Source organism: Ectopseudomonas chengduensis (assembly GCF_900102635.1).
Classification (GTDB): Bacteria; Pseudomonadota; Gammaproteobacteria; order Pseudomonadales; family Pseudomonadaceae; genus Aquipseudomonas; species Aquipseudomonas chengduensis.
Genome location: NZ_FMZQ01000025.1, coordinates 17,992 through 34,162, shown reverse-complemented (window position 1 = coordinate 34,162; position 16,171 = coordinate 17,992). Strand labels below are relative to the sequence as shown.

General features: G+C 64.4%; 13 protein-coding genes and 1 pseudogene. 11 read left to right on the top strand and 3 right to left on the bottom strand.

The window, feature by feature from the left end:
• Positions 1–95 precede the first annotated feature (95 nt).
• A pseudogene (locus BLS08_RS25085) lies at positions 96–269 on the bottom strand (MBL fold metallo-hydrolase); the annotation flags it as partial.
• A 103-nt stretch (positions 270–372) separates the two neighbouring features.
• Between BLS08_RS25085 and BLS08_RS25080 the strand changes: the two are divergent.
• From BLS08_RS25080 to BLS08_RS25070, 3 genes are all read left to right on the top strand, one after another.
• Complete coding sequence (locus tag BLS08_RS25080) at positions 373–1,272, top strand: LysR family transcriptional regulator (RefSeq protein WP_090337696.1); 900 nt, start codon at positions 373–375, stop codon at positions 1,270–1,272.
• Positions 1,273–1,542: 270 nt separating this feature from the next.
• On the top strand, positions 1,543–2,904 hold the full coding sequence (locus BLS08_RS25075; protein WP_017674837.1) for a putative bifunctional diguanylate cyclase/phosphodiesterase: 1,362 nt from the start codon (positions 1,543–1,545) through the stop codon (positions 2,902–2,904).
• Positions 2,905–3,135: 231 nt separating this feature from the next.
• Positions 3,136–3,792 (top strand): TIGR04211 family SH3 domain-containing protein, encoded by a 657-nt coding sequence (locus tag BLS08_RS25070; protein ID WP_021489848.1) that lies wholly within the window; start codon positions 3,136–3,138, stop codon positions 3,790–3,792.
• Positions 3,793–3,796: 4 nt separating this feature from the next.
• Here BLS08_RS25070 and ubiM read toward each other — a convergent pair whose 3' ends face one another.
• Positions 3,797–4,969 (bottom strand): 5-demethoxyubiquinol-8 5-hydroxylase UbiM, encoded by a 1,173-nt coding sequence (gene ubiM / locus BLS08_RS25065; RefSeq protein ID WP_090337693.1) that lies wholly within the window; start codon positions 4,967–4,969, stop codon positions 3,797–3,799.
• Positions 4,970–5,291: 322 nt separating this feature from the next.
• Here ubiM and BLS08_RS25060 point away from each other — a divergent pair, with 322 nt between their 5' ends.
• The 8 genes from BLS08_RS25060 to BLS08_RS25025 all read left to right on the top strand — a co-directional run bounded on the left by BLS08_RS25060 (position 5,292) and on the right by BLS08_RS25025 (position 14,539).
• Positions 5,292–6,278: a glucokinase gene (locus BLS08_RS25060; protein WP_090337691.1), complete on the top strand. Its 987-nt coding sequence runs from the start codon at positions 5,292–5,294 to the stop codon at positions 6,276–6,278.
• 45 nt (positions 6,279–6,323) lie between these two features.
• Entirely contained in the window at positions 6,324–7,058 is a 735-nt protein-coding gene (locus BLS08_RS25055) for a response regulator (protein WP_017674833.1), read from the top strand.
• Complete coding sequence (locus BLS08_RS25050) at positions 7,048–8,490, top strand: ATP-binding protein (protein WP_017674832.1); 1,443 nt, start codon at positions 7,048–7,050, stop codon at positions 8,488–8,490. Before BLS08_RS25055 ends, BLS08_RS25050 begins: the two co-directional genes overlap by 11 nt.
• 199 nt (positions 8,491–8,689) lie before the next feature.
• Positions 8,690–9,943, top strand: coding sequence for an ABC transporter substrate-binding protein (locus BLS08_RS25045; RefSeq protein ID WP_017674831.1), 1,254 nt, complete (start codon positions 8,690–8,692; stop codon positions 9,941–9,943).
• A gap of 290 nt (positions 9,944–10,233) precedes the next feature.
• A complete protein-coding gene (locus BLS08_RS25040) occupies positions 10,234–11,142 on the top strand; it encodes a carbohydrate ABC transporter permease (protein ID WP_017674830.1) in 909 nt (302 codons plus the stop codon).
• Between the two features lie 43 nt (positions 11,143–11,185).
• Positions 11,186–12,004: a carbohydrate ABC transporter permease gene (locus BLS08_RS25035; protein ID WP_017674829.1), complete on the top strand. Its 819-nt coding sequence runs from the start codon at positions 11,186–11,188 to the stop codon at positions 12,002–12,004.
• Between the two features lie 10 nt (positions 12,005–12,014).
• On the top strand, positions 12,015–13,160 hold the full coding sequence (locus tag BLS08_RS25030; RefSeq protein WP_090337688.1) for an ABC transporter ATP-binding protein: 1,146 nt from the start codon (positions 12,015–12,017) through the stop codon (positions 13,158–13,160).
• Between the two features lie 140 nt (positions 13,161–13,300).
• A complete protein-coding gene (locus BLS08_RS25025; protein WP_017674827.1) occupies positions 13,301–14,539 on the top strand; it encodes a maltoporin in 1,239 nt (412 codons plus the stop codon).
• A gap of 156 nt (positions 14,540–14,695) precedes the next feature.
• On the opposite strand, the gene mapR is transcribed toward BLS08_RS25025, so the two are convergent.
• Positions 14,696–16,108 carry a GntR family transcriptional regulator MpaR gene (gene mapR / locus BLS08_RS25020; RefSeq protein ID WP_090337686.1) on the bottom strand — a complete coding sequence of 471 codons (1,413 nt, stop codon included), beginning with the start codon at positions 16,106–16,108 and terminating at the stop codon, positions 14,696–14,698.
• Positions 16,109–16,171 lie beyond the last annotated feature (63 nt).

Here is a 16,171-nt window from a genome sequence, read left to right as displayed (position 1 = left end):
ATTACGAAGCGCTGCTGCCGTGGAGTTGCTCGCCAGCGAGCGCATCCTGACAGACCCGCCACATCAGCAGTAGGTGGGGTTTATGGAGCAGTTACGAACTGCGCATCCACCAGGATGGCGTCCTTCTCGCCGCTGATCAGGGTCGAGCTGACCGGAAAGACTGCGGCTTCACGCGGGTTGTAGGTGTCCAGTGTCAGCGGCTGGGCGAGGGCGCTGCTGGCAGCGGCGAGCAGGCCGAGACCGGCGAGAAAACGGGTGACGTGGGACATGAAGGATCTCCAGGCAGAGTAGGGTGTGGCGCATCTTATGCGCTACCTGCCGAGCGAAAAGCCCCGTAAGCTGGCCATATTTGTTGCATGGATCGAGCAAATCATGGATCGACTGATGGCGGCGCGGGTGTTCGTCGAGGTGCTGGAGCGGGGCAGTCAGACGGCCGCTGCCGAGGCGCTGGACATGTCGCGGGCGATGGTTTCGCGTTATCTCGCCGGGCTGGAAGCCTGGGCCGGTGTGCGTTTGCTGCACCGCAGCACACGGCGCTTGAGCCTGACGGCGGCAGGCGAGCAGATGCTGCCGCAATGCCGCGAGATGTTGGCCCTGGCCGAGCGCATGCAGGCACTGGGGCAAGGTTTGGATGATGCGCCGCGCGGCACCCTGCGTATCACCTGCAGCCAGTCCTTCGCCCAGGCCTGGCTGGTGCATGCGCTGCAGGCCTTCACCGAGCGCTACCCGCGGGTCAGCATCGATCTGCTGGTCGGCAGTGAAGCGGTCAATCTGGTGGAGGCGCGCATCGACCTGGCGCTGCGCATCACCAATCAACTCGACCCGAATCTGATCGCACGGCGCCTGGCCGTGTGTCGCTCGGTGGTCTGTGCCAGCCCAGATTACCTGGCGCGACACGGCACACCGCAGCGCCCGGAGGATCTGGCCCGGCATAACTGCCTGGCCTACGCCTACTTCGGCCGCAGCCTGTGGGAGTTCGAGCATCGAGGGGAGGCGAGTGCGGTTTCGGTGTCCGGCAGCCTCAGCGCCAACGAGTCGATGGTGCTGCTGGAAGCGGCACTGGCTGGTGCCGGTATCAGCCTGCAACCGCTGTATTCGGTGGAGGCTTTGCTGCGCGAAGGGCGTCTGGTGCAGCTTCTGGCGGATTACCGGCCGCCGGAGCTGGGCATCCATGCCCTGTACGGCACCCGTCGACAGATGCTGCCGGCGATGCGCCTGCTGCTGGACTTCATTGCCGAACGGTTGGCCAGCGAGGCGCACTGGCAGCATTAACAGGCTGTTGAAAAACTACCTGCGTTGCCATTGCTGCGTTAAAAAAAGGCTCGTGCGCGAGTCCGATCAAAATGCTCATTTACAACTCGTAAACCCGAGTGCGGGCCCAGTGCTTTTTTCGCCTGTTTTTGTGGGGCCGCCATCGGTATTGCACTGGCTGCCTCGCCTACGTTTTTCAACTGCCTGTTAACCGCCTGTTAAAAGCTGTGCCGGAAACTTGCATTCGGCCAGGCAGCTTCAAGAATGAAGTGATCAGATCAGGATTTCACCATGCCATCACTCTCGAGCTTCGGCAGGCGCGTTCGTAAACTCTGGCATGGTGCAGACCTGGCTCTGGTCGGTCAGCGCCGCGAGCGGCGCATGCGCATGCTGTCGAGTCTGGTGATGATCGTGATGGGCCTGCTCTGGGGGCTGTTCTTTTCCTCTCGCGGCTACTGGGCCATCGTCATCATGGATGTGACCATCATCCTCAGCGGTGTGGCGGTCTTCGCCCTGACCCTGCGCAACCAGGCCCGCAGCGCCAACCTGATTCTGTTCGGCGCGCTGATCCTTATCGTCGTCGCTTCGACCCTGCTGCTCGACCCGCCGACCCTCATGGCGCCGCGTGCGACACATCTCTATCTGCTACCGGTGGCTGTCGGCGCGTTGATGGCCTTCCGCGATGAGCCCCTTTGGCTGCGTTACGGCATGTCCCTGTTCTGCCTGCTGCTGTTCGTCGCCCTGGCCGCGTCCAACTGGCGGCCCACCGATCTCTATGCGCTGCCGGACGACGTGCGCATCGTCGGCTCCTGGGTGCAGGGCGTCGCTGCCATGGCGCTGTTCTTCCTGCTCCTGCATATCCTGCAGAGCGACACCGCCGAGCGCTCGGAGCTGGATCGCGACCTGCGCGCGGCCATTCGCGAGCAACAGTTCGTGCTGTATTACCAGCCGCAGCTCAATGGTGCCGGGCGGGTCATCGGCGCCGAGTTGCTGATTCGCTGGCAGCACCCGCAACGCGGTCTGCTGGCGCCTGGCGAGTTCATCGATCACGCTGAGAATACCGGGCTGATCATCCCCATTGGTCAGTGGGTGCTGGAGCAAACGGCCGCGCAGTTGCGCCGGTGGAAGGATGACCCGCTCTTCGGCGACCTGGGCCTGGCGGTGAACATCAGCCAGAAGCAGTTCTCGCAAAGCAGTTTCGTCGCCGAAATTCTCGGCCTGATCGAGCGCCACGGTATCGATGCCCGGCGTCTGGAACTGGAGTTGACCGAGACGCTGATCGTGCATGACATGGAGGACCTCACGCGCAAGATGACGGCGCTGGTCGAACATGGCGTGCGCTTCTCGCTGGATGACTTCGGTACCGGCTTTTCTTCCCTCAGCCACCTCAAGCGCCTGCCGCTGAGCAAACTGAAAATCGACCGTTCGTTCATCTGCGACGTGCTCACCGATGCCAACAGCGAAACCATCGTGCGCACGGTGATCGCTCTGGGGCAGAGCATGGGCATGACGGTGATCGCCGAGGGCGTGGAAACCGAGGCGCAGCGTAGGTTTCTGGCGGACAACGGTTGCACTCAGTTCCAGGGATATCTGCTTGGCCGGCCGATGCCGTTGGCGGATTTCTCTACCTTCGTCCAGCGCCACAACGGCTGACGCCACCTTCCGTCCATCTACCATCTCCTGCCTGGAGTGAACTCGAAGCAAGCGGTCAATGTCTGTCTGCTGTCGGCCCGTACCGGCAGGAATAGATGGCTATTGGCCGCTAGTGTGGCGTCTACGTCGCGGATTCTGCCTGGATCATGCTCGAGCGTGTTGTTCAGCGCGTGGCCGGCAACGTCCATCCCGTTCGCCGGGTTCGTCTGACTGCCACGTGAAGATCGCCCCATGTTTTTATCTCGTCATGCTCCATTCCAACCTCGCATTCTCGGTGCTTGCCTGCTGCTCGGTGGCCTGCTCGGCGGCGCTCAACCGTCTCTGGCCGAAGAGACGTCTGGCAACCAGCGCTGGGTCAGCGACAGCCTCAATACCTACGTGCGCAGTGGCCCTACCGATGGCTACCGCATCGTCGGCACCCTGGTTTCCGGGGAGAAAGTGGAGCTGTTGCGCACCCAGGGCGACTACAGCCAGGTGCGTAGCGCCAGCGGCAGCAGCGTCTGGATTCCCAGCCGCGACCTGCAGTCGGTGCCAGGCCAGGCCGAGCGTCTGCCGCAACTGGAACAGAAAGTCGCCGACCTCAGCGCTGAGCTCAAAGGCATCGACGACGCCTGGAAGGTGCGTGTGCAGGGCATGCAGGAAACCCTGGACTCGCGCAAGAAACTGATCGACGAGCTGCAGGCCGCCCGCGGCGCGCTGGACGCCGAGCTGACCACTAGCCGTTCGCAGCTACGCGATGCCCAGGCGCAACTGGGTGAAGAACAGCAACAGGCGCTGATGCGCTACATGGCCTATGGCGGCAGCATCGCTGGTGCCGGGCTGCTGCTCGGGCTGATTCTGCCGACCATGCTGCGGGTCAAGCGCAAGCGTAATGATCAGTGGGTGTAATTGATCAGGCGCGAGCCGTCAGATGACGGGCGATGCCCTTCTTCAGTGGTAGCAGGCCCTGTGCCACGCGCAGGCCAGCGCCGCGCAGCAGGCGGGCGGGCAGGTGATCGTTGGTGTACAGCTCCACCAGCAGGTTGGTGGCCTGATACAGCGGCCAGGTGGCCAGGCGTAGCTGGCGCTCGTAGCGCGCCAATGGCGCAGGCGCACCGATGTCCAGGCGTTTGCCATGGGCGGCCAGCAGTGCGTCGCTGAGCAGTTGCACACCGATCAGGCCGAAGTTGAATCCGTGTGCGGTGACCGGGTGCATGCCCACGGCGGCATCGCCGAGCAGGGCGCAGCGGTTGCCGACCATGCGTCGTGCGTAGGCGCCTACCAGCGGATAGGCGTGGCGGCTGCTGACCAGTTGCATGGCACCCAGGCGGCGCTCGAAGCGCTGCTGCATCTCGCGGGCGAAGCTGGTTTCGTCGAGCTTCTGCAGGCGTTCGATCTCGCGCGGCGGCAGGGTCAGCACCACCGACGACTGCCGACCGTTCAGTGGCAGCAGTGCCAGGGTCTGGCCATAGCCGAACCACTCCCAGGCCACCTGCTGGTGATCCTGCTCGTGCTGCATGCGGCACACCAGCATGGTCTTGCCGAAGTCCTTGAGCTGCGCACCGATGCCGAGCTGACGGCGGGTTTCCGAGAAACGGCTGTCGGCAGCGACCGGCAGGCGCGTTTGCAGCACCTGACCGTCCTGTAACACCAGCTTTGTTTCGTTCTCGTTTGCCTCGATGGCGCGCACGCTGGTGTCGCACAGCAGTTGCACGTCGGCACAGTCGCTTACGGCCTGATAGGCGGCGCGGCGAATGGCCTGGTTGGCCACCAGATGGCCGAGACGCTGGGCGCCGGCCTGCTCGGCGCGGATCTTCAACGCGAACAGCGAGGGGCCGTTGAACACCTGGGCATCGCGCAGCACGGCAATGTCTTCGCTGGGCAGGCGCGCCCACAGGCCCAGGCGTTCGAGCAGCGCCTGCGAGCCATGGGTGAGGGCGATCTCGCGGCCATCGAAGGCCGGTTCGGCCAGTGCCTGCTCGGTCTGGCGCTCCAGCACCACGATGGACAGGCCATGCCCGGACAGGGCGCGTGCGAGGCACAGGCCTGCCGGGCCGGCGCCGACGATGACGATATCGGGTGACATGCTGCAGCTCTCCATGCGGGTGACCAGTAGGGCGGGTGAAACCCGCCATGCGCTGGTGCGAGTTTAGGTCGCAGCAACGGCGCAGATATTGTCCGGGATCATGCCGAGGGCTGAATCTGTTGTGTGGGGCACAGGCTATGAGATGGCATTAAATATTGTTGTTATTACAACTTTAGCTGGCTTGATAGGCGTAATTTTCGGGTTTACTGTGATGCGCGTTGTCTGAACTACAAAAATAATTCGGGTTTGGAGTCGATGCCATGCATCCTCACTTTTCTGCAGGTGCCGATCAGCGAACGGCCTTCGCTCAGGAGACGTTCTCGTGAAACTGGCTCTGGTCGGCGATATCGGTGGTACCAACGCACGCTTTGCCCTGTGGCGTGACGAGCAACTGGAGGCGGTGCAGGTTCTGCCGACCGCCGATTTCGCAGGGCCGGAACAGGCCATCGTCGCCTATCTGCAATCCCAGGGGCTGCCGCTGGGGTCCATCGGCTCGGTGTGCCTGGCCTGCGCCGGGCCGGTCAGCGGCAACCTGTTCCGCTTCACCAACAATCACTGGCGTATCGACCGTACGGCGTTCTGCGAGGCATTGCAGATCGACCGCTTGCTGATGATCAACGACTTCTCCGCCATGGCCCTGGGCATGACCCGCATCGCCGAGCATGAGCGTGTGCAGGTGTGCCCAGGCGAGCCGCAGGCAGACCGTCCGGCCTTGGTGATCGGCGCCGGCACCGGTCTGGGCGTCGGGACGTTGCTGGAGCAGGCCGATGGTCGCTGGCTGGTGTTGCCGGGCGAGGGTGGTCACGTTGATCTACCCATCGGCAGCCCGCGCGAGGCCGAGCTCTGGCAAATCCTTTATCGGCAACTGGGCCATGTGCGCGCCGAAGACGTGCTCAGCGGCAATGGCCTGCTGGTGCTGTATCGGGCCATCTGTGAGCTGGACGGTCAGCCGCCGCAGCACGACACGCCAGCGGCCATCACTAGCGCAGGCATGGCCGGCGAGCCCGTCGCCGCCGAGGTGCTGGAACAGTTCAGTTGCTGGCTCGGCCGCGCTGCTGGCAACAATGTCCTGACGTTGGGCGCGCGTGGCGGTGTGTATATCGTCGGCGGCGTGGTGCCGCGTTTTGCCGAGCGTTTTCTTGCCAGCGGGTTTGCCAAGAGTTTCCGCGACAAGGGTTGCATGAGCCATTACCTTGACGGCATTCCGGTGTGGCTGGTGACGGCCGAGTACCCCGGCCTGACCGGCGCCGGCGTGGCCTTGCAACAGGCGGCGGAGCGTAGCCCGGATGCAATCCGGGAGAACCCTTGATAGACCCCCGGATTTACACAGCCATAACAACAAAGGTGGCGGACCATGAGCCAGCCCGGCAAATCGATTCTGCTGGTCGATGACGACCAGGAAATTCGCGAACTGCTCGAGACCTACCTGAGCCGCGTCGGCTTTCAGGTGCGCGCCGTGGCCGACGGTGCCGCCTTCCGCCAGAGCCTGTGTGCGGAGTCGGCCGACCTGGTCATCCTCGACGTGATGCTGCCCGACGAGGACGGCTTCAGCCTGTGCCGCTGGGTGCGTGAACACCAGCGCTTCGCCCAGGTGCCGGTGATCATGCTCACCGCCAGCTCCGACGAAGCCGACCGCGTGATCGGCCTGGAACTGGGCGCCGATGACTATCTTGGCAAGCCGTTCAGCCCGCGCGAGCTGCTGGCGCGAATCAAGGCTTTGCTGCGCCGTGCGCAATTCACCCAGGAACGCAGTGGCGAGGTGCTGGCCTTCGATGACTGGCGTCTGGATATGGTCAGCCACCGGCTGTTCCACCGTGACGGCGAGGAGGTGATTCTGTCCGGCGCCGACTTCGCCCTGCTCAAGCTGTTTCTCGACCACCCGCAGCAGATTCTCGACCGCGACACCATCGGCAATGCCACCCGTGGCCGTGAGGTGATGCCGCTCGAGCGCATCGTCGACATGGCTGTCAGCCGCCTGCGTCAGCGCCTGCGTGACACCGACAAGCCGCCACGGCTGATCCGCACCGTGCGGGGTAGCGGCTACCAACTGGCGGCCACGGTCAGCCTGCAGGCAGGCGATGGGCGTTAACCCGCGGCGCTGGCTGCCGCGCTCGCTGCTCGGGCGCATGCTGCTGCTCACGCTGCTGGCGATACTCGCGGCGCAGACCCTGTCCAGCGCCATCTGGCTGTCGCAACTGCGCGCCACCCAGCTCGAAGGCCTGGTCACCACGGCGCGCAGCCTGGCGCATTCGATGTCGGCCAGCGTGCGTTACTTCCGTTCGCTGCCGGTGAATTACCGGCCGCTGGTGCTCGACCAGTTGCGCAGCATGGGCGGCACGCGCTTCGTGGTCAGCCTCAATGACCGACCGTTACAGATGAAGTTGCTGCCGACCACGCCGCGTAAGCAGGTGGTGACCGAATCGGTGACCGAAGTGCTGCGCCAGGCGCTGGGCAATGCCGCCGACATTTCGGTGACCTTCGTCAGCCCGGATGACCTGCGCATCTTCAACGGTGGCCTGAAACTCGACGAACTGCCGCGTTCCTGGGCGCATTACGCGCTGACCCTGGAGCCGGTCAATCCTCCGGTGCTGGTGACGCAGATCCAACTGGCACCAGGGGAGTGGCTGTACATCGCCTCGTTGCTGCCTGAGCCCTACACCAGCCTGGAGGAACCCATACTGCCGACCCAGCAGCTGTGGTTCATCCTGCTGACCACGGCCTTCCTGCTGCTGTTCATCGGCTTGCTGGTACACCTGCAGAGCCGTCCGCTCAAGCGCCTGGCACGCACCGCGCGGCACCTGTCGCTGGGCGCCGAGGTGGAGCCGGTGGCCGAAGGCGGAGGCCGTGAGGTGGTCGAGGTGGCCCGTGCGTTCAACGCCATGCGCGAACGCATCAGCCGCTACCTGACCGAGCGCAGCCAGTTGTTCAGCGCCATTTCCCATGACCTGCGCACGCCCATCACGCGCTTGCGCCTGCGTGTCGAACTGCTCGATGACGAAAGCCTGCAGAGCAAGTTCGGCCGCGATCTGGACGACCTGGAGCTGCTGGTCAAAGGCGCACTGCAATGCGTGAAGGATACCGACATCCACGAGAACATCGAGCCGGTGGACCTCAACCACCTGCTGCATGGGTTGACCGAACCCTACCTCGGCTCGGGCCGCGTCACCCTCGATGGCGCCGCGCATGATCTGTATCCCGGCAAGCCGCTGGCCCTGCGCCGCTGCATTGGCAACCTGCTGGACAACGCCCTGAAGTACGGCGAACGCGCGCACCTGCACATCGAGGACGACGCCGAGGCGTTCGTCCTGCATGTCGATGACGAGGGGCCGGGCGTGCCCGAGCAGAAGCTCGAGCAGGTGTTCGAACCGCATTTTCGTCTGGCCAGCCAGCAACAGGGCTACGGCATGGGCCTCGGTATCGCGCGCAACCTGGCGCACAGCCATGGCGGCGAACTGAGCCTGCGTAACCTGCGCGATGGAGGGCTGCGCGTCACCCTCTGGTTGCCGCGCCAGAGCCGTTGAGCGCAGCCGTGAGCCGCGCCGCACAACTGCAGCGCGCGCGCCGCTGCGCTGCATGTCACCGGCTCGCGGCGCTTTGTAACGACCTGGTGACTATCCAATACCCTTTGTTACCCCCAGGGCTCTGGGGGCTGGGTAGACTCGTTCGCAATGCAAGCACCACGACTTGCTCGCGAATAACAACAACAAGGTGTCTTATCCCATGAAAGCGATCTCTCGCCTGTCCTGTGCCATCTCCCTCGCTGTTCTGCTGCCCCTGTCTGCCACTGCCGGTGAAGTCGAAGTGCTGCACTGGTGGACCTCCGGTGGCGAAAAGCGCGCTGCCGATACCCTGCAGAAACTGGTCGAAGCCCAGGGCCACAAATGGAAGGATTTCGCCGTGGCCGGCGGCGGTGGTGAAGCGGCCATGACCGTGCTGAAGACCCGCGCCGTGTCCGGCAACCCGCCCGCCGCGGCGCAGATCAAGGGCCCGGATATCCAGGAGTGGGGCGAACTGGGCCTGCTCGCCGATCTCAACGACGTCGCTGCCGAGCAGAAGTGGGATGACCTGCTGCCACCGCAGGTGATCGAAGTCATGAAGTACCAGGGCGACTACGTGGCGGTGCCGGTCAACGTGCACCGGGTCAACTGGTTGTGGATCAACCCGCAAGTGTTCGAAAAGGCTGGCGCCACGCCGCCGACCACTCTCGACGAATTCTTCGCTGCCGCCGACAAGCTCAAGGCGGCCGGCTTCATCGCCATCGCCCATGGCGGTCAGCCCTGGCAGGACGGCACCGTGTTCGAAGACCTGGCCTTCAGCATTCTCGGCCCCGAGGGCTTTCGCAAGGCCTTCGTCGAGCAGGATCGCGCGACTCTGACCGGCGACAAGATGGTCGAGGTGTTCGCCGCCCTGCAGAAACTGCGCGGCTACATCGACGCCGACGCCGCCGGGCGCGACTGGAACAGCGCCACCGGCCTGGTGATCGACGGCAAGGCCGGCATGCAGATCATGGGCGACTGGGCCAAGAGCGAGTGGACCGCAGCCGGCAAGGTCGCCGGCAAGGACTACGAATGCCTGGCCTTCCCCGGCACCCAGGGCAGCTTCGCCTTCAATATCGACTCGCTGGCGATGTTCAAACTGAACAACGCCGAGAACCGCAAGGCCCAGGAAGACCTGGCGCGTACGGTGATGGGCAACGAGTTCCAGGAATTCTTCAACCAGAACAAGGGCTCGATCCCGGTGCGCATGGACCAGGACATGAGCAGCTTCGACGCCTGCGCGCAGAAGTCCATGACCGACTTCAAGGAAGCCGCTGCCGATGGCGGCCTGCAGCCGAGCCTGGCCCACGGCATGGCCGCGTCCAGCTACGTGCAGGGCGCGGTGTTCGACGTAGTGACCAACTTCTTCAACGACCCCAAGGCCGACCCGAAGCGCGCCGCCCAGCAACTGGCGGCGGCGATCCAGGCGGTGCAGTGAGCGCTCGGGCCGCTTAGGCGGCCCTTGCCGTAGGGCGGGTGCAACCCGCCTGTTTCAAGCCTTCTATCCCTGGCGCATGCCCACAGGCACGCGTCACGGGATCGGCCGCGCCGAAATTCAGGTTTTGGGGCAGGGCAGCTCGCAATCGGTAGGGCGGACTCAGGAGCGCAGCGAACAGTCCGCCGGCTACGCGTGCTGGTTGTAATCGCCGACGTACTGCTTCGCGAGTACGCCCTAAGGGTCCGCTACGGATGTTTTACGCACCAACGCAGCACGCAACGGAGTCAACCATGAGTTCAAACGCAGTCATCACCAAAGCCTCACCGCTGGACGTCCTGCAGCGCTGGCTGCCCAAGCTGGTGCTGGCGCCGAGCATGGTCATCGTGCTGGTGGGGTTCTACGGCTACATCGGCTGGACCTTCCTGCTGTCGTTCACCAACTCGCGTTTCATGCCCAGCTACAACTTCGTCGGGCTGCAGCAGTACGCGCGGTTGTGGGACAACGACCGCTGGTGGGTGGCGAGCCAGAACCTGCTGGTTTTCGGTGGCCTGTTCATCGCCATCAGCCTGGCCATCGGCGTGCTGCTGGCGGTGCTGCTGGACCAGCGCATCCGCCGCGAAGGCTTTATCCGCACCATCTTTCTCTACCCCATGGCGCTGTCGATGATCGTCACCGGCACCGCCTGGAAGTGGCTGCTCAACCCCGGCCTGGGCCTGGACAAGCTGCTGCGTGACTGGGGCTGGGAGGGCTTTCGCTTCGACTGGCTGGTGGACCCGGAGCGCGTGGTCTACTGCCTGGTGATGGCCGCGGTGTGGCAGTCATCGGGCTTCGTCATGGCGCTGTTTCTCGCCGGCTTGCGCAGCGTCGATCAATCGATCATCCGCGCCGCCCAGGTCGATGGCGCCAGCCTGCCGAGCATCTACCTGCGCATCGTCCTGCCGAGCCTGGGCCCGGTGTTCTTCAGCGCGCTGATGATCCTCGCCCATATCGCCATCAAGAGCTTCGACCTGGTCGCCTCGATGACTGCCGGTGGGCCCGGCTACGCCTCCGACCTGCCGGCGATGTTCATGTACGCCCACACCTTCACCCGCGGCCAGATGGGCCTCGGCGCCGCCAGCGCGATGCTGATGCTCGGCGCGGTGCTGGCGATCCTGGTGCCCTACCTGTATTCCGAACTGCGAGGCAAACGCCATGACTAGTCATGCCATTAACGCGCAAGTCGCGCCGCGCCGGATAAGGGTGATGAGCCTCAGCCGCCTGGCCATTCACGCCACCCTGATTCTGGCCTGCGCAGTGTACCTGGTGCCGCTGCTGGTGATGCTGCTGACCAGCTTCAAGACCCCGGACGACATCCGCAGCGGCAACCTGCTGTCGATCCCGGACGTGTTCACCGTGATCGGCTGGGTCAAGGCCTGGGACGGCGTCGGCGGCTACTTCTGGAACTCGGTGAAGATCACCATCCCGGCAGTGCTGATCTCCACGCTGCTCGGCGCGCTGAACGGCTACGTGCTGGCCATGTGGCGCTTTCGCGGCTCGCAGCTGTTCTTCGGCCTGCTGCTGTTCGGTTGCTTCCTGCCGTTCCAGGTGATCCTCCTGCCGGCGTCCTTCACCCTCGGCCAGCTCGGTCTGGCCAACACCACCGAAGGCCTGGTGCTGGTGCATGTGGTCTACGGCCTGGCCTTCACCACGCTGTTCTTCCGCAACTTCTACGTGAGCATTCCCGAGGCGCTGGTGCGCGCCGCGCGCCTCGATGGCGCCGGCTTCTTCACCATCTTCGGACGCATCCTGCTGCCGATGTCGGTGCCGATCATCATGGTCTGCCTGATCTGGCAGTTCACCCAGATCTGGAACGATTTCCTGTTCGGCGTGGTGTTCGCCAGCGGCGACACCCAGCCGATCACCGTGGCGCTGAACAACCTGGTCAACACCAGCACCGGGGCCAAGGAATACAACGTCGACATGGCCGCGGCGATGATCGCCGGGCTGCCCACCCTGCTGGTCTACATCCTGGCCGGTAAGTACTTCCTGCGCGGCCTGACGGCCGGCGCCGTCAAAGGTTGAGGTAATAACCATGGCTACCCTCGAACTGCGCAACGTCAACAAATCCTACGGCAGCGGCCTGGCGGACACCCTGAAGAACATCGAACTGGCCATCGACTCCGGCGAGTTCCTGATCCTGGTCGGCCCCTCCGGCTGCGGCAAATCCACCCTGATGAACTGCATCGCCGGCCTGGAGGACATCAGCGGCGGGGCGATCCTGGTCGACGGCGCCGACATCAGCGGCATGAGCCCGAAGGATCGCGACATCGCCATGGTGTTCCAGTCCTACGCGCTGTACCCGACCATGACGGTGAAGGACAACATCGCCTTCGGCCTGAAGATGCGCAAGTTGCCGCCGGCGGAGATCGAGGCCGAGGTAGCGCGGGTGGCCAAGCTGCTGCAGATCGAGCATCTGCTGACGCGCAAGCCCGGCCAGCTCTCCGGCGGCCAGCAGCAGCGCGTGGCCATGGGCCGGGCACTGGCGCGGCGGCCGAAGATCTACCTGTTCGACGAACCGCTATCGAACCTCGACGCCAAACTGCGCGTGGAGATGCGCACCGAAATCAAACTGATGCACCAGCGCCTGAAGACCACCACGGTGTACGTCACCCACGACCAGATCGAGGCTATGACCCTGGGTGACAAGGTGGCGGTGATGAAGGACGGCATCATCCAGCAGTTCGGCACCCCACAAGAGATCTACAACGACCCGGCCAACCAGTTCGTCGCCAGCTTCATCGGTTCGCCGCCGATGAATTTCATTCCACTGCGTCTGCAGGTACGCGACGGCCAGTGCTTTGGGCTGCTCGATTCCGGGCAGGCGCGCTGCGAGCTGCCGCTTGGCGCCGCGGCCGAGATGGAAGGGCGCGAGCTGATTCTCGGCGTGCGTCCCGAGCAGATCCAGCTGGCCGGCGCCGGCTCGACGCAGCCGAGCCTGCGCGCCGAGGTCGAGGTGGTCGAGCCGACCGGGCCGGACACCCTAGTGTTCGTCAGCCTCAACCAGACCAAGGTGTGCTGCCGCCTGGCGCCGGACGCCGCGCCGCAAGCCGGTGCCAGCCTCGATCTGCAGTTCGATCCGGCGCGCGTGCTGTTGTTCGACGCCGCCAGCGGCGAGCGCCTGCGTCCGGGAAAGCGTGAGGCCACTGACAACAAGGTGGCCCAGTTCAAGCTCGGTTAGCCGTGTAGCCCGGATGAAATCCGGGGGCTGCCCAATAACCCCCCGGATTGCATCCGCGCTACAGCTCCTCGAGGCAACGAAGAACCGTCGCTGCGGCGGTAATCCGCAGCATCGCTCAATAAAAACAATCAGGAGCAACGATGAAGACCACACAGCAAACCCTCACCTGTTCACTCGGCGCCCCTTGCTTGCTGGCACTGGCTTTGGCCACGCCGCAGGCGCAGGCCCTCGAGTTCACCGGCTACGTACGCAGCGGCATCGGCGGGGCGGATACCGGCGGCACACAGCAGTGCTTCCAACTGCCGGGCGCGCAGTCCAAGTACCGCCTGGGCAACGAGTGCGAGCAGTACATCGAACTGGACCTGCGCCAGGACCTGTTTCGCCTGGATGACGGCTCGGTGATCAGCGTTGAGGGCATGGCCCAGCTCTACAATCAGTATGGTCATACGCCGAAATTCACCGGCGATTACGGTTTCGCGCGGATGAACCAGATGTACGCCGAGTGGAGCAACATGCCGGCACTCAATGGCGGTTCGCTGTGGGCCGGTCGCCGCTTCTACAAGCGTAACGACATCCACATCACCGACTTCTACTACTGGAACCAGAGCGCCACTGGTTTTGGTATCGACGAGATGAAGATCGGCGACCTCAAGTACAGCTACGTGTTCTCGCGCAAGGACAACTACGACCAGGAGCCCTACATCAACCGCCACGATTTCAACGTCGGCGGCTTCCAGGTCAACCCCGGCGGCGAGCTGGAAGTAGGCGTCAGCTACATCGACAAGCCGGACAGCACCGACGCCAACAGCGGCTGGGCGGTGAGCGCACAACACAAGCAGCAGGACTTCCTCGGCGGGGTCAACACCATCGCCCTGCAATACGGGCGCGGGCCGGGTACCGGTCTGGGTTATACCGGCGACCCGACGCTCGACAGCAGTAACCGCAGCTGGCGCCTGGTGGAATTCTTCGACTTCCAGATGACCCCGCGCCTCGGCGGTCAGGTGCAACTGGTCTACCAGAAGGACAAGCGCCCGGACGGTGCGGATCAGAACTGGCTGTCCATCGGTGGCCGCACCAGCTACGCCTTCACCGAGCAGTTCAAGCTGGTCGGCGAGATTGGCCGCGATCAGGTCGAGGCGCCCGGCGGTACACGCAAACTGACCAAGTTCACCATTGCGCCGACCTGGTCACCATCGGGCCCCGGTTTCTGGGAACGTCCGGAAATTCGCCTGTACTACACCTACGCCAGCTGGAACCGCGCCGCGCAGCAGGCCGCCAACCTGTTGGCCGACGGTTCGGCCTTATCCGAGAACGGCGCCTTCGGCAGCGCACGCAACGGCTCCAACTTCGGCGTGCAGGTGGAGTATTGGTGGAAGTAGAGCGCTCGTAGACTGTGCCCGCTGCAAATCAGTCGGTGCGCATGGCGCACCCTACGCGACCTGCGGGGTGTTCGTAGGGTGCGCCGTGCGCACCAGGACCGTAGCCCGGATGCAATCCGGGGCGATTCCTGCTCCGGCTCCCGGATTTCATCCGGGCTACAACAACCCCGCCACCAGGCGCCCGAGCACTTCCATGGCCTGTTCGCTGCTCGGGTTCCACGGATGGCCGTAGTTCAGCCGCGCGCAATGGCGAAAGCCCTGGCTGGCGGAGAAGATCGGCCCCGGCGCCAGGCTTATGCCCTGGGCCAGCGCCAGGCGCAGCAGTTGCAGTGAGTCCAGACGCTCGGGAAATTCGAACCAGAGGAAGTAGCCACCCGAAGGTCGCGTGACCCGCGTGTTGGCGGGGAAGTGCCGGGCGGCAGAGGCGAGCATCGCGCTTTGCTGCATTTCCAGGGCATGGCGCAGCTTGCGCAGGTGACGGTCGTAGCCGCCGTGCTGCAGGTAGTCGGCCAGCGCTGCCTGGGCCGGCACCGACGGCGAGATGGTGGTCATCAGCTTCAGTCGGGCGATCTGCTCGGCATAGCGCCCGCCGGCCACCCAGCCGATGCGATAGCCCGGCGCCAGGCTCTTGGAGAAGGAGCTGCAATGCATCACCAGCCCTTCGCGGTCGAAGCTCTTCACCGGCTTGGGCGGGTGGCTGCCGAAGTACAGCTCGGCGTACACGTCGTCTTCGATCAGCGGCACCTGGTGTTCGACCAGCAACTCATACAGCGCCTGCTTCTTCTCCTCGCTCATGCTCGCGCCCAGCGGGTTCTGCAGGCTGCTCATGAACCAGCAGGCCTTGATCGGCAGTTGCTTCAGACTCTCCGACAGGGCGCCCAGGTCGATGCCTTCGCGCGGGTGCACGGGGATTTCCACGGCCTTGAGCTGCAGCCGCTCCAGCACCTGCAGGCAGGCGTAGAAGGTCGGCGACTCGACGGCCACCAGGTCGCCTGGCTGAGTCACGCACTGCAGGCAGAGGTTGAGCGCCTCCATGGCGCCGTTGCTGATCACCAGTTCTTCCATCGGCAGCATCACGCCGCTGACCATGTAACGCAGGGCGATCTGCCGGCGCAGGTCGGCGTTGCCGGCGGTCATGTCGGCGATGATCTCGTGCGGCGAGAGCCTGCGCAGCGCGTGCGCCATGCTCTTGGCCAGACGCGGCAGGGGGAACAGGTCGGGGCTGGGGAATGCCGAGCCGAAGGGCACGGTGTGCGGGTCCTTCAGCGAGGCGAGCACGGAGAACACCAGCTCGCTGACGTCGACCTCGGTGGTTTGCGCGGCGTGGGCGGTCAGCTCCGGTTCGTGCAAGGGGCGCTTGGCGTGTTCACGCACGAAGTAGCCGGAACGGGCGCGCGCCTGGATCAGGCCGCGATCTTCCAGCAGGTAGTAGGCCTGGAACACGGTGGACGGGCTGACCCCGTAGGTGCGGCTGGCATGGCGTACCGAGGGCACCTTCTCACCGGGGCCGAGCACACCGGTGCGGATCAGCTCGGCGATCTCGTCGGCGAATTTTTCGTAGCGTTTCATCCTGTCCTGGTTCACCGACGCAAAGGGTAAGGACGAACACTTTACGGGGTGAGCGGCAGACAT